Source organism: Alteromonas sp. ALT199, from assembly GCF_018619335.1.
Lineage (GTDB): Bacteria > Pseudomonadota > Gammaproteobacteria > Enterobacterales > Alteromonadaceae > Alteromonas.
In genome coordinates this window covers 45732-59057 of the sequence record NZ_JAHHDX010000117.1, presented here as the reverse complement: position 1 = coordinate 59057, position 13326 = coordinate 45732, and the positions used below count along the sequence as shown (strand labels likewise).

The following is a 13326-nucleotide window of genomic DNA, read 5'->3' as shown; positions in this document are numbered from 1 at the left end:
TTGATAACGAAACGCAAAGGCTTAGATTTTTGTGTTTTGTGTTTTGTGTTTTGTGTTTTGTGTTTTGTGTTTTGTGTTTTGTGTTTTGTGGAGTAGGGCTTAGTTATCTCTTCCATAATAAGCTTCAACACGCAGTGCCATACCGTATGACGTTTTAAAGTCTTCGTTACGTAGCCATAAAATAAAAGGCTCGACTTCGAAGAATAACCAATCGCGAAGTGTATTGTTGCGCCATCTAAAACCTGTGTATATCTCTTCTACGCGATAGTTAGGCTGGCTAAGTCCTTCCACCATAAAGTGGGGGATAAATGCGTTGTGTTGGTCTATCGAAAACAGATGGTGTACCTCGTGACGCCATAGCCAATCGTTTGAGTCGTCACGGAAGTAGAAGCGGTTATTTTGTCGGACTAGGTGCTTTCTATTTATTTCGTATTGGAACGCCACACCAACTTCTGCGCCTAATCTGTCGCGGGTATAATAGTATAGCTCTGCGTCGTAAAGCATTGCCATTTGACCTGAAAAAGCGTGGGCGTCTCTATATCGAGTTTTGGCATAAAATTGGTCGCGCCGGCCAGCGCCAATTCTATATGAAAAATGTGAATCTTGTTCTGGCGTGAAGCGAAGTGCTATCGTGGTTCTATCTCTATTGTTAGTATTAACATTGCGTGCGGCGCGGATAGTGTTGTCTTGGTTCTCATCCTCGTTATCGCTTAACAATAAATCTACACGTTCTTGTAGGGCTGGTAGTTTAACCCTTATGCGAAAGCGAAGGTCTGTATCTGATAGCATTCCACTTCTGGGTTCCCAAGCAAGTTGAACACGTCCCTCGGCTCTGGCTCGCTTATTCCCATTAGCGTAAGAGCTATCTTCATCTTCAAATAAGCCGTCTAATTGTTTTACCGTGAAGTCCATAGTGTCGGTAAAGCTTCGCTGCCAAATGTCGAACCAAGCTTCAGAAGAGAGAGACGAATACATCGGCGAAGTTGTGTCGCCGGTATTTTTAAGGTTAGTAGAGGTTTGGGGTAAAGCGTGATTACTATTGTTATAGGTACGTCGAACGCTGGTCGCGTTAAATGGAGTATTCGCCGTTGGATTAGTTGGCATTATTACAACTTGAGACGTGAGCAACAAATGGCAATAAACCACAGTAAGGCACAGCATTACTCGCTAACTCCTTGTAAAAATAAGATTAGTTGAATGTTTTAACTATTCCTCTAAGGCATTTACAGAGCATGGATTGTTGCAACTAATACGTCAATCTTTATTCATACAGGTAAATATTCAGGTGAAAGCAATGGCAGGCAATGGCATACTGTAGCTATCGATATTATGGAGATTAATTTTATGGGCGGTATTAGTATTTGGCAGTTGCTGATCGTACTGGTTATTGTAGTGCTTTTATTCGGAACTAAACGGCTTAAAGGCATTGGCACTGACTTAGGTGGTGCAATTAAAGGCTTCAAAAAAGCGGTCAGCGAAGAAGAAAAAGACGCAGACTTCGAACAAAAGAAGCAAGTTGAAGAAAAATCAGCTGCAGAGCCTGTTTCAACGCAGACGCAGAGCGACGTTAAAGAAAAATCCTAATGTTCGATATTGGCTTTTGGGAGCTATTGGTTATTGGCGTATTGGCCCTTCTTGTTTTGGGGCCAGAAAGATTGCCAGGTGCCATGCGCTCAACTATAAATACAATTCGTAGTGTACGAAATGTGGCAACGGGCTTTAAGCAAGAAGTTGAGCATCAGTTGCGCGTGCATGAATTGCATGACAACTTAAAGAAAGCTGAGCAACAAGGGCTTAAAGATCTTTCACCTGAACTTGAACAAAGTGTCGATGAGCTTAAAAAAGCTGCAGAGTCGGTTCAAGAACCTTACAAAAAGCAATAGATGTCTGACGCTAACAACTTAATTTCTCATTTGATTGAACTTCGCAGTCGTATTCTCAAAGCGCTTTTGAGTGTACTGATTGTATTTCTTTGTCTAGCTGCATTCGCTCAAGACCTCTACCAACTTTTGGCTATGCCACTGCTTGAAGCTTTACCTGAAAATTCAAGTATGATTGCAACCGACGTTGCATCGCCGTTTTTTGCACCGTTCAAGCTTACGCTGGTTCTGTCTTTTTTTATCGCCATTCCCTATGTTCTTTATCAAATCTGGGGCTTTGTTGCGCCAGGGCTCTACCGTAATGAAAAGCGTTTGGTTGCGCCACTTTTGCTTTCCAGCACCCTACTGTTCTACGCAGGCATGGCCTTCGCCTATTTTGTGGTTTTCCCAATTGCGTTTGCCTTCTTTACAAGCGTTGCTCCAGAAGGGGTTACGGTAAGTACTGATATTTCCAGCTACTTAAATTTTGTTTTGAAACTGTTTTTTGCTTTTGGGGTCTCATTTGAGATACCAATAGCCATCATTTTAATGTGTTGGACAGGTGTAACTGATGCGAAATCGCTACGAGCAAAGCGACCATACGTGGTTGTTGGCGCTTTCGTAGTAGGTATGCTGCTAACGCCACCAGATATCATTTCTCAAACTTTGTTAGCTATCCCAATGTGGATACTGTTTGAAGTTGGCGTTATCGTAGGCGGCTTCTATGCGGGCAAAAAGCCACAGGAAGAGACGTCAGCAGAAACGTCTGACAACACATAAAAGTTATAAAAAGAAAGGAATAACAATGAAAATACGACTGCTTTCTCTTGCCACTTTATTGTGTGCGTTTGGCGCAATGAACGCACAGGCTGAATCTATCGGCGATGCAATGGAGAAATGCCGAAATACAGATAACAGTTTAAAACGTCTAATGTGCTTCGACAAAGTAGCAAAGTCGCTTAGCCAGTACGATGGGGTAAACGCTGAAATCGGCCAGTTACAAACTTATAGAGGGGCGGCTAATAATAGCAAAGCGACACCTCCCGCGGCAAAGCCATCGCGTCTTACCTCTCAACCAGAAAATGAATTTGGTTTGGAGCACAAGCGAGACCTTACAAAAGAAGCGTCTGAAATTTTGGTTAGCATTAAGTCACTTAAGAAAAGTCTTCGTGATAAGTACGTTATTTCGTTTAGTGACGGTTCTGTATGGCAACAAACAGATGACACCTACATGAAGCTTAAGGAAGGCCAGCCTGTCGCTGTGGAACGAGGGCTGTTAGGGGCTTTCTTCTTAAGTGTAGAAGGTCTTAACAAGCGCATGAAAGTGAAGCGCGTTAAGTAAGTGCCATGGTTTGATGCGGGCGTCAATTTGCTTGATAAGCGTTTTGACGCCGACGATGTTATAAGCCGTGCGCAAGAAGCCGGCGTTGAAAAGCTATGCATTATCACTACTCATCCTAACGAGTGGGACGAAGCAATTGCACTTTATAAAAAGTACCCCAGCCAATGTTGTTTCACTATTGGTGTACATCCGCACAATGCTAAAGATGTTACTGAGAGCGACTACCTTCGACTAAATGAACTTGCACAACACCAGGGGTGTGTAGCCATTGGTGAATGTGGTTTGGACTTCAATCGCAACTTTTCACCCCAAGACGTTCAATTAGCGGTGTTCGAAGCGCAGTTGAAAATAGCCGCTTCGTTGCATTTGCCCGTGTACTTACATGAAAGAGATGCGTTTAACCAACAGATTGAGTTATTAAGCCAATACATGCCTCGTTTAAAAGGTGGAATTGCTCACTGCTTTACAGGTACCAGTGAACAGGTGAAGCAGTATTTATCGCTAGGGCTTTATATCGGCATCACAGGGTGGGTATGTGACGATAAGCGCGGTGAAGATTTACGCGAAGCTGTGAAACATATTCCGTTAGAGCGACTTATTCTTGAAACTGATGCGCCGTATTTATTTCCAAAAACATTACGTCCTCGAAAGCGCAACAACGAGCCTGCTTTTCTACCGCATATAGCTCAGCAATTAGGCGAATATCTGCAAGTAGAGACTGATAAATTGTGTATTAGCAGTTATGCTAATAGCTGTGAGTTGTTTTCTCTTAGCTAAACATAGGTTTGTATGCAGACGAATTTGAAAGCGATACGCAATTATGATGCGGGTCTAATCCTTATCACAGTGCTTGCTGTTGTTGCATTTATCTTTGTTTTACTTAACCTTTCTTCAACGACAAATCTTTCGACTCGTTTTTCGCAGTTAACCTATTTAAAAGAAACTGAAGGGGCATCACTCGACTTCAATAGTGTTATTGAAATCCCGGCAAGTGAGTGGGCTCATATATCTTCCCCAGTAAATTTAGGAATGGAAACTGACGTTTATTGGTTTTCAATGATGATTGAACCGACACAAAGCAACCAAAGTCGGTTTCTCTTACACATAGATTACCCACTTTTAGACAATCTTGATGTAGCTGTTTATAACCACGTTGGCAGCAAACCTGTTGTTACCTATTTTAGCGGTGATCGCCGTAACTTTGGCGATTGGCCCGTCGCGCATGTTGAGCCTTTATTTCCTTTACCCGTAAGTGCACAGTCACAGCGTGTCATTATAAGGTTGCAAACGTCTGGGAGTATCCGCCTTCCAATTCGAATTTGGGAGGAAACAGAGTTTATTGAATACACAGCCAGTAGAAACTTAGCGCTAGGTATCTTTTTCGGAATTTTGGTTGCGATGGGCGTAAGTAATGCGTTTTTGACAGTAACAACTAAAAGTGTGTCCTTTCTGTTTTATTCTGGTTATGTCATTAACCTAGCCCTTATCTTAATGACCTTGCACGGTTATGGCTTTTCCCACATTTGGCCTGGAAGCACGTGGTTTCAAAGTAAGGCTATTATCGTTTTTGCGAACGCTACCATTATGTTTGCGGCATTATTTACTCGCAGCCTTTTGCCTATAAAGCGTTACAGTAAAAAGCTAGATAAAGTGACGAAGTCTATTAGCTGGATTTGTGGCCTAAGCATCATCGTTGGTCTCTTTGTACCTTATTGGCTAATGATAAAAGCCCTTCTTTTGCTGTTGAGCCTAGTTGTTATTTTTATTTTATCCCTTGGCGTTTGGTTATCACTTAAAGGTGAGGTGGTGGCGCGCTATTTCACTATTGCTTGGGGTTTTTTACTCGTCAGTGGCTTATGTGCAAGCCTTGATAACGTGAACATTATCCAATTAAACATATCATCTAATAATTTATTAGTGATTGGTGGAGCGGTAGAGACATTAATATTAGCACTTATTCTCGCCATTAATTACAGTCACAGTCGAGACGATTTAATTGATGCGCAACACTTCGCACTTGAGCAAGAGAAGCAAGCTAGCACAGCTAAAGAACGTTTGTTGGAAGTGCAAAAGCGCTACCAAGATGATTTAGAATACAAAGTTCAGGAGCGAACGCTCGAATTAGAGATAACCCTGCGTGAACTCTCTGAAGTGAATCAAGAGCTAGAGAGGCTTAACGCTATAGACCCGCTCACAGGGGCGCATAACCGTCGCCACTTCGATAAGCGGTTGCGCTCAGAAGGAAGACGAAGCCGCCGTGAGCAAACGCCGTTATCACTCATAATTGTTGACGTGGATCATTTCAAGAAAGTTAACGATGAATACGGGCATGATGGCGGAGATGCGTGCCTAATCCACGTGACAAATGTGTTTCAAAAGCTCATCCACCGCCCAACAGATGATTTGTGTCGCATAGGTGGTGAAGAGTTTGCCATTATATTGCCTAATACTGCCTTAGACGGCGCTTATCACGTTGCAGATAGTATGCGCCATCACTTAGAGGTTAATCCCCTTGAATATGAAGGGCAAAACATTAAGCTAACCGTAAGTGCAGGTGTGTCTTCAGCTATTGTTACTGATGAAAACCACGCACAGAGCTTATTTAAACAAGCTGATGAGTGCCTTTATGAAGCCAAGGCTTTGGGGCGTAACACAGTAATACACAAACATTTACAGGAAAAACTATGACGTCTTCACCTTTCCCTCATCGTCGTATGCGTCGACTGCGTTATAAAGATGCGTTAAGAGGGCTTGTGGCAGAGCACCATTTAACAACAGACGACCTAATCTATCCAGTATTCGTACTGCCAGGTGAAAACATGCGTGAAGCTGTTCCTTCCATGCCTGGTGTTGAAAGGCTTTCTGTCGATTTACTTGTGCATGAAACGGCGAAATGGGTAGAGTTAGGCATTAAAACCATCGCGCTTTTCCCTGTTACACCGATGTCGCTTAAAACTGAATGCGCTAGTGAAGCATTTAACAGCGAAGGGCTTGCCCAGCAGGCTATGAGAGCGCTAAAAAAGGCATTTCCTGAAGTGATGCTGATGTCTGATATAGCATTAGATCCTTTCACATCTCATGGGCAGGATGGCCTTTTAGACGACACTGGCTATGTGATGAACGACGAGACTGTAGAGGTACTTATTAAGCAAGCGCTTTCTCATGCTGAAGCTGGGGCAGATATCGTAGCGCCTTCAGACATGATGGATGGTCGTATTGGCAGCATTCGTAAGGCGCTAGAGGAAGCGGGGCACATCAACACGTGCATTATGGCCTATTCAGCGAAGTACGCATCGGCATACTATGGTCCATTTCGTGACGCAGTTGGCTCTGCTGCAAACATCAAAGGAGGCAACAAGAAAACGTACCAGATGGATCCTGCAAATACCAACGAGGCGCTTCATGAAATTGCCCTTGATATTGAAGAGGGTGCGGACATGGTAATGGTGAAGCCAGGAATGCCGTATTTAGATGTTGTTCGCCGCTGTAAGGATGAGTTTAAAGTACCAACATTTGCTTATCAGGTAAGTGGTGAGTATGCGATGCACCAAGCTGCCTTCGCTAACGGATGGCTTAACGAAGAAGCGGTGATCTTAGAGTCTTTACTTGCGTTTAAACGTGCTGGCGCAGATGGGATTTTAACCTACTTTGCGCCTAAAGCCGCTGAGTTGCTAATAAAGCAAAATGGTAAATCGTCGTCTTAACTATGGGAAAGTGAGTTGTCATCCACAGTAAAAAAGCCGTGCTAAGCACGGCTTTTTTAGTCTTCGCTAAAAAATTGGTGTGAGTACTTACACACATACAAGTTCGCATCCGGCCTTATGTTGTAACCAGCACTCATTAGCTAGCTCTGCATTAATCAATGGATGTGACTTTAGCCATCCATCAGGAAATGTAAGTGTCCACTTGCTATCTTCACAGCTCAATGATACTTCAGGTATATGCTTGTTTTGGCGTCTCAGACATAAAACCACGGCAATCCTCAACACTCGAAGTAAGCCTTTTAGCATTGGCCTGTAGTCTTCGTGATACTTTTCCAGAATTTGCGTATCAATAGTTAAACGATGTTGCGCTACTAGATCGCGAATTGCAGAACGTTGTAAACGAGTGAAGCCGGGTAAATCTATATGACTTAAAATATATTCACCGTGCTCGTGGTGGCGCTTGTATTCGATATGCAGGCCAATTTCATGTAACTGTGCAGCTGCTCCTAAAATGGTTTCCGTATCTAGGTGGCAAATGTTTTGTTGTGCACAAAGTTGGTGGCATAAAGCTAGTGCGACATGGCGAACCGAGTTCGCGTGATTTTTGTCAATATGATAACGCTGTTTTGCTTGATTAAGCGTTTGCTGACGACGGTCGTTTTCTGTGACGTTATCTAACATACCGTAGATAAGTCCCTCACGCAGGGCTCCACCAGAAATATTCATGTGCTTAATACTTAGCGCTTCAAACAAGCTGATCAGAATAGCCAAGCCAGAAGGGAAAATAGCTTTTCTATTATCTTCTAAGCCATCGATATCAAGGGTTTTGATGCTCCCGCATTCGATACACTGCTTTTTTAAGTGATAGAGGTAATCTAAGCGAATAGCATCGCTTATACCTTGTGCGACTAGAATTTCGGTAATTGCTTGTGGTGTACCTGAAGCACCTAAACAATTTTCCCAGTCAAAGCACAAAAAGGCGTTCGATACGTCGGCAATCAGCGTATGTGCCGCTTGTTTGGCGTTTTCGAAATTTTCTTCGGTAATTTTGCCACCGGTGAAGTAGCGCTCCATAAAGGTAACGCAACCCATATCCAAACTTTTAAGGTGGATAGGCTGCATGTCATTGCCAATAATGATTTCGGTACTAGCACCGCCAATATCTATAACCAAGCTATTACCTTGGTTAGCTGACGTATAAGCTACGCCAAGATAGATTTGTCGTGCTTCTTCTTCACCGCTTATTACATCAAGCTTGTGATTGAGAATTTCTTCCGCTTTGCGAATGAAAATATGAGCATTGGTTGCTAGGCGTAGTGTAGCGGTGGCAACAATTTTAATATTTGACGGAGGAATATCCTGCAGGCGCTCTGAGAAAACTTGCAGGCACTGCCAGCCGCGTTCCATACTTACGTCATCAAGTGCGAAATCATCATTTAAACCTGCTGCTAAGCGCACTTTCTGTTTAATTTTCCCTATTATTTGCACACTGCCGTTAACAACGTGAACAATCACCATGTGAAAGCTGTTAGAGCCTAAGTCTACGGCGGCGTAATATTCGCCGTAGGTTTGTGCGTCGTGCTGGAGTTCTGCCTGCATAAAATCTCGATTCTTATTAAATATCTTTACGCCTTATTATTTCGCTGCTGCGGCTTGCCGCGGCCTCTAGTATTTCCACGTCGTGAACTATTACGGTTGTTCGGTGTGCGTCTTCTGCGAGGCTTTGGAGGCGTCACATCGTCAATTAACGCACTACTGTCATAGTCTGTAACCGGAATTGCTTGTTGAATGTACTGTTCGATAGCAGGTAGGTTTAGCGCGTATTTCTCGCAGGCAAAGCTAATGGCAACGCCGCTTTGTCCAGCACGCCCAGTACGACCAATACGATGTACATAGTCTTCCGCATCATCTGGCAAATCGTAGTTAAATACGTGTGTTACTGCATCAATGTGGAGACCCCGAGCAGCTACATCAGTAGCAACTAAAATATCCAGTTTACCCTTAGTAAAGTCTTCTAATATACCCAAGCGTTTCTTCTGGGGTACATCGCCACTTAGCAAGCCCACACGATGACCATCGGCGGTTAGCCAATCAGTGACTCTTTCACAGCTGTTCTTTGTATTTGCAAAAACAATCGCTTTTTCAGGCCATTCTTCTTCAAGTAAGGTGAGAAGCAGCAGCATTTTGTCATCGTCGGAAGGGTAGAACAGCTCCTGGCTAACACGCGTAGCCGTTGTTTGTTCTGGTGCTACTTGAACATGGGTTGGATTATTCATGTGTTCGTAGGCAAGTTCCTGCACGCGGTAGCTAAGCGTTGCAGAGAACAACATGCTCAAGCGTTCGCTCGCAGGGGGCAAACGGCGAAATAAGAAGCGGATATCTTTTATGAAACCTAAATCGAACATGCGATCGGCTTCATCAAGTACGGCAACCTGAATATTCTTCAGTGTGAACACATTTTGCTTATAGTAATCAAGAATGCGTCCTGTCGTACCAATTATAATATCTACCCCTTCTTCCAAAGTTTCACGTTGACTTTGGTAACCTTCGCCCCCATAAATCAAACCAAGCGACAATCCAGTATGCTCACTAAGCAGTTTGGCGTCGTTAAAGATTTGAACGGCAAGCTCTCTGGTTGGCGCCATAATAATTGCGCGAGGGCCATTTGATTTGCTGTTATCTGCATTTTCTGCTTTGCTTAGCAAATAGTGAAATGTAGCCACCAAAAAAGCAATGGTTTTACCGGTACCGGTTTGAGCCTGACCTGCAATGTCGTGACCTTCCAATAATGGAGGCAGTGCAAGTGCTTGAATTGGTGTACAATGTGAAAAATTAGCTGCCGTTAAGGCGTCAACAACCTTACCGTTAATCGGTAGGTCGGAAAAGTGAGTATCAGTTAAGTGAGTAGGCATAGCTTATAGCTTATCAGTGCTTGCATTAAAAAACAGTTTCTATATAACACTTATGGTCGGGCTGAGACAAATCAGCGACAGACCAATAATGGAGAAAAGAATGAGCGACAAAATTATCCAGTTATCTGACGATAAATTCGAAGCAGATGTTATCAATGCTGAAGGTCCTGTACTGGTTGACTTCTGGGCCGAATGGTGTGGCCCGTGTAAAATGATCGCACCAATCTTAGAAGAAGTTGCGACCGAGTTTGATGGCAAGTTAACAGTTGGCAAGTTGAATGTCGATGAAAATAACGAAACTCCGCCTAAATATGGCATTCGTGGTATTCCTACATTGCTACTTTTCAAAAACGGTAGCGTTGCAGCAACTAAAGTTGGCGCGTTATCAAAAGCTCAATTGACAGAGTTTCTTAACGAAAATCTTTAATTGAAAAAAGAGTAAAAGCCGGTGCGAATTAAGCGCCGGTTTTTATTTGCATCTCAGGTACTTGCATTTAGTTTTAGAGAAGGGCGCAACATTTTATTTAACATTTCGGTGGTAAAACGCTGGACGTTGGTTAAATATAGTGCTAACTTTTCCTCAGCGCTCATCCGAGCAGCATTCTGCCTACACCCATATCCGGGTGATATCAAATCTAAACTAGAACAGAGTGACAATAAGTCCTGTAAGCGAAGTTCAAGCACAAAGACCCACCAGTATGAATTTAACTGAATTAAAGAACAAACCAATAAGCGAGTTGGTTAACCTGGCCGAGGAAATGGGCCTGGAAAACATGGCGCGCGCCAGAAAACAAGACATCATTTTCTCAATCCTTAAGACTCACGCCAAAAGCGGTGAAGACATCTTTGGGGATGGGGTACTAGAAATTTTACAGGACGGTTTCGGCTTTTTACGCTCAGCTGATTCATCGTATCTAGCTGGTCCTGACGACATATATGTGTCGCCAAGCCAAATCCGACGCTTTAATCTGCGTACCGGTGATACGATTGCCGGAAAAATTCGTCCACCGAAAGACAGTGAACGATATTTCGCCCTATTAAAAATTCGCGAAGTAAACTTCGACAAGCCTGAAAACTCACGTAATAAGATTCTTTTCGAAAACCTGACACCGCTACACGCCGCAGACCGTTTGCGCATGGAACGTGGTAATGGGTCTACTGAAGACATTACGGCCCGTGTACTAGACCTTGCCTCTCCAATAGGTAAAGGTCAGCGTGGTCTAATTGTTGCGCCACCTAAAGCAGGTAAAACACTACTTCTTCAAAATATCGCCCAGTCTATTGCCGCTAACCACCCTGATTGTGAGTTAATGGTGTTACTTATCGACGAACGTCCAGAAGAAGTAACCGAGATGCATCGCCTAGTTCAGGGTGAAGTGGTTGCATCAACATTTGATGAGCCAGCAAGTCGTCACGTACAAGTGGCTGAAATGGTTATCGAGAAAGCTAAGCGTCTTGTAGAACACAAAAAAGACGTGGTTATTTTGCTAGATTCGATTACCCGTCTTGCTCGTGCATACAACACGGTAATTCCTTCATCTGGTAAAGTACTTACCGGTGGTGTTGATGCTAATGCGCTGCATAAGCCTAAACGCTTCTTTGGTGCTGCTCGTAATGTTGAGGAAGGCGGAAGCTTAACAATTATTGCAACAGCGCTAATTGATACTGGCTCTAAGATGGATGAGGTTATCTACGAAGAGTTTAAAGGTACAGGTAACATGGAATTACACCTTAATCGCAAGATTGCGGAAAAGCGTGTATTCCCAGCTATCGACTTTAACCGCTCTGGTACACGTCGTGAAGAGTTGCTTACTGCGCAAGACGAACTACAGAAAATGTGGATCCTTCGCAAAATTGTCCACGAAATGTCAGAAATTGACGCGATGGAATTCCTTATTAGTAAGCTATCGATGACCAAGACTAACAACGAATTCTTTGACGCAATGCGCAGACAAAAGAGCTAGTTAAAAGTACTATCGTATATCTGTAAGGCGCCAAATGGCGCCTTTTTTATTGTATCTCTCGCATATGTTATTTTTCTTATACTTCCGTCTAGTATTCATGCGCTGATTAATCAGGTATTTTCAAAACTTATCGCCTATTTAGTTTTGATTGCAATTGTTCATTCAGTGGTGTGTTCTTCCCCGAGATGATTTATTCTGTTTAAAAAACATCAAAGGAAATAATTATTATGTACCGGAAGTTGCTGTCGTTTACTTTTGCAGGGTTAGTATCTGTTTCTACCGCCTACGCTGCTCAAACTAATGTGAATGAGCTTGCCAATTGGGTTGAGCCAGATGTTATTAAATGGCGCCACCACTTCCATAAATTTCCTGAGCTATCTAACCGCGAATTCAAAACCGCTGAATATGTTGCTAACTATCTTGAAAGTTTGGGGTTAGATGTGCAAACCGGTGTAGCAAAAACCGGTGTGGTAGCTATTTTAGATTCGGGTAAGCCCGGTCCAGTGGTTGCGTTACGCGCTGATATGGATGGCCTTCCTGTAAAAGAACAAAATGACTTAGTTTATCGTTCAACCCAAAAAGGCGAGTATAATGGTAAAGAAGTACCGATTATGCACGCATGCGGTCACGATACTCACATGGCCATGCTCATGGGCGCAGCAAAAATTCTCACCCAGATAAAAGGCGAATTGAAAGGTAAAGTGAAATTTATTTTTCAGCCAGCAGAAGAAGGGGCGCCGGCCGGAGAAAAAGGCGGTGCTGAAGTTATGGTTGCTGAAGGCGTATTGAAGAACCCTGAAGTAGACGCCATTTTCGGCTTACATATCAACGCCAACACCGACGTAGGTAAAGTACGTTATAACGCTGGTGGCACCATGGCCGCAGTAGACCCGTTTAAAATTGTGATCCATGGAAAGCAGGCACACGGCGCCTATCCGTGGAAGAGCGTAGATCCAGTAGTTACTGCTGCACAAATGATCATGTCTATTCAAACCATTGTAAGTCGTGAATTGAAATTGATTGACGATGCAGCTGTGGTCTCTATCGGCTCGATTCATGGTGGCAACCGTTCTAATATCATTCCAAACGAAGTAGAAATGGTAGGCACGATCCGTACACTTAATGAAGCCGCCCGTGATCATATCTATGAGTCGTTACCGCGTAAAGTGAAAGCCATAGCACAGAGCATGGGCGCAGAAGCGGAGCTTACTTTGCCCCTAGACTATTACTACCCCATTACTTACAACGACCCAGAGCTTACTAGAGCAATGCTGCCTACTATGCAGCGTACCGCTGGCGAAGAGAACACATTACTCTCAAAGCCGGTTACTGGAGCAGAAGATTTTTCATTTTTCCAAGAGCAAATACCTGGTTTGTATGTTTGGGTCGGCGGCAAGCCCCTCGATGTATCAGAAGAAGATAGTCCCGCTCATCACACGCCAGAGTTTTACGTTGACGACGAGGGAATGAAACTGGGCGTGAAGCTTCTTACTAATTTTACTTTAGACTACATGGCGCAACATTAATGTTGGCAGCTGGAGACAT

The 13326-nt window shown here is 43.5% G+C and carries 13 protein-coding genes; 10 read left to right on the top strand and 3 right to left on the bottom strand.

The features are described from left to right. Window positions 1-99 precede the first annotated feature (99 nt). Window positions 100-1161, bottom strand: a complete 1062-nt coding sequence (locus KL866_RS12700; protein ID WP_214995304.1) for a hypothetical protein — start codon at window positions 1159-1161, stop codon at window positions 100-102. 183 nt (window positions 1162-1344) lie between these two features. Between KL866_RS12700 and tatA the strand changes: the two genes are divergently transcribed. The 7 genes from tatA to hemB are packed head-to-tail and all read left to right on the top strand — an operon-like array spanning window position 1345 to window position 6905. After that, window positions 1345-1584 (top strand): Sec-independent protein translocase subunit TatA, encoded by a 240-nt coding sequence (gene tatA, locus KL866_RS12695; RefSeq protein ID WP_025256747.1) that lies wholly within the window; start codon window positions 1345-1347, stop codon window positions 1582-1584. Beyond that, window positions 1584-1883, top strand: coding sequence for a Sec-independent protein translocase protein TatB (tatB, locus tag KL866_RS12690; RefSeq protein ID WP_025256746.1), 300 nt, complete (start codon window positions 1584-1586; stop codon window positions 1881-1883). Before tatA ends, tatB begins: the two co-directional genes overlap by 1 nt. Continuing rightward, entirely contained in the window at window positions 1884-2639 is a 756-nt protein-coding gene (gene tatC / locus KL866_RS12685; protein ID WP_025256745.1) for a twin-arginine translocase subunit TatC, read from the top strand. 25 nt (window positions 2640-2664) lie between these two features. Further along, the gene (locus KL866_RS12680; protein ID WP_214995302.1) at window positions 2665-3201 is read left to right on the top strand and encodes a hypothetical protein; all 537 of its coding nucleotides are present in this window, start codon (window positions 2665-2667) and stop codon (window positions 3199-3201) included. Then, window positions 3202-3978 (top strand): TatD family hydrolase, encoded by a 777-nt coding sequence (locus tag KL866_RS12675; protein WP_025256743.1) that lies wholly within the window; start codon window positions 3202-3204, stop codon window positions 3976-3978. A gap of 12 nt (window positions 3979-3990) precedes the next feature. Continuing rightward, window positions 3991-5889, top strand: coding sequence for a diguanylate cyclase (locus KL866_RS12670; RefSeq protein ID WP_025256742.1), 1899 nt, complete (start codon window positions 3991-3993; stop codon window positions 5887-5889). Then, a complete protein-coding gene (gene hemB, locus KL866_RS12665) occupies window positions 5886-6905 on the top strand; it encodes a porphobilinogen synthase (protein ID WP_025256741.1) in 1020 nt (339 codons plus the stop codon). The genes KL866_RS12670 and hemB overlap by 4 nt, the downstream gene beginning before the upstream one ends. Window positions 6906-6992: 87 nt before the next feature. On the opposite strand, the gene KL866_RS12660 is transcribed toward hemB, so the two are convergent. Both KL866_RS12660 and rhlB read right to left on the bottom strand, forming a co-directional pair. Further along, a complete protein-coding gene (locus KL866_RS12660) occupies window positions 6993-8504 on the bottom strand; it encodes a hypothetical protein (protein ID WP_025256740.1) in 1512 nt (503 codons plus the stop codon). Between the two features lie 26 nt (window positions 8505-8530). Next, complete coding sequence (gene rhlB / locus KL866_RS12655) at window positions 8531-9817, bottom strand: ATP-dependent RNA helicase RhlB (RefSeq protein WP_025256739.1); 1287 nt, start codon at window positions 9815-9817, stop codon at window positions 8531-8533. A 100-nt stretch (window positions 9818-9917) separates the two neighbouring features. Between rhlB and trxA the strand changes: the two genes are divergently transcribed. The 3 genes from trxA (at window position 9918) to KL866_RS12640 (ending at window position 13307) form a co-directional block, all read left to right on the top strand. Beyond that, on the top strand, window positions 9918-10244 hold the full coding sequence (gene trxA, locus KL866_RS12650) for a thioredoxin TrxA (protein WP_025256738.1): 327 nt from the start codon (window positions 9918-9920) through the stop codon (window positions 10242-10244). Between the two features lie 271 nt (window positions 10245-10515). Then, entirely contained in the window at window positions 10516-11781 is a 1266-nt protein-coding gene (rho, locus tag KL866_RS12645; RefSeq protein ID WP_025256737.1) for a transcription termination factor Rho, read from the top strand. Between the two features lie 227 nt (window positions 11782-12008). Beyond that, window positions 12009-13307: an amidohydrolase gene (locus tag KL866_RS12640; protein ID WP_214995300.1), complete on the top strand. Its 1299-nt coding sequence runs from the start codon at window positions 12009-12011 to the stop codon at window positions 13305-13307. Window positions 13308-13326 lie beyond the last annotated feature (19 nt).

Coding starts and splice junctions, on each gene's coding strand:
- tatA (WP_025256747.1), top strand. CDS start 1,345: ATGGGCGGTATTAGTATTTGGCAGTTGCTGATCGTACTGGTTATTGTA.
- KL866_RS12700 (WP_214995304.1), bottom strand. CDS start 1,161: ATGCTGTGCCTTACTGTGGTTTATTGCCATTTGTTGCTCACGTCTCAA.
- hemB (WP_025256741.1), top strand. CDS start 5,886: ATGACGTCTTCACCTTTCCCTCATCGTCGTATGCGTCGACTGCGTTAT.
- rhlB (WP_025256739.1), bottom strand. CDS start 9,817: ATGCCTACTCACTTAACTGATACTCACTTTTCCGACCTACCGATTAAC.
- tatC (WP_025256745.1), top strand. CDS start 1,884: ATGTCTGACGCTAACAACTTAATTTCTCATTTGATTGAACTTCGCAGT.
- KL866_RS12640 (WP_214995300.1), top strand. CDS start 12,009: ATGTACCGGAAGTTGCTGTCGTTTACTTTTGCAGGGTTAGTATCTGTT.
- trxA (WP_025256738.1), top strand. CDS start 9,918: ATGAGCGACAAAATTATCCAGTTATCTGACGATAAATTCGAAGCAGAT.
- tatB (WP_025256746.1), top strand. CDS start 1,584: ATGTTCGATATTGGCTTTTGGGAGCTATTGGTTATTGGCGTATTGGCC.
- KL866_RS12680 (WP_214995302.1), top strand. CDS start 2,665: ATGAAAATACGACTGCTTTCTCTTGCCACTTTATTGTGTGCGTTTGGC.
- rho (WP_025256737.1), top strand. CDS start 10,516: ATGAATTTAACTGAATTAAAGAACAAACCAATAAGCGAGTTGGTTAAC.
- KL866_RS12660 (WP_025256740.1), bottom strand. CDS start 8,504: ATGCAGGCAGAACTCCAGCACGACGCACAAACCTACGGCGAATATTAC.
- KL866_RS12670 (WP_025256742.1), top strand. CDS start 3,991: ATGCAGACGAATTTGAAAGCGATACGCAATTATGATGCGGGTCTAATC.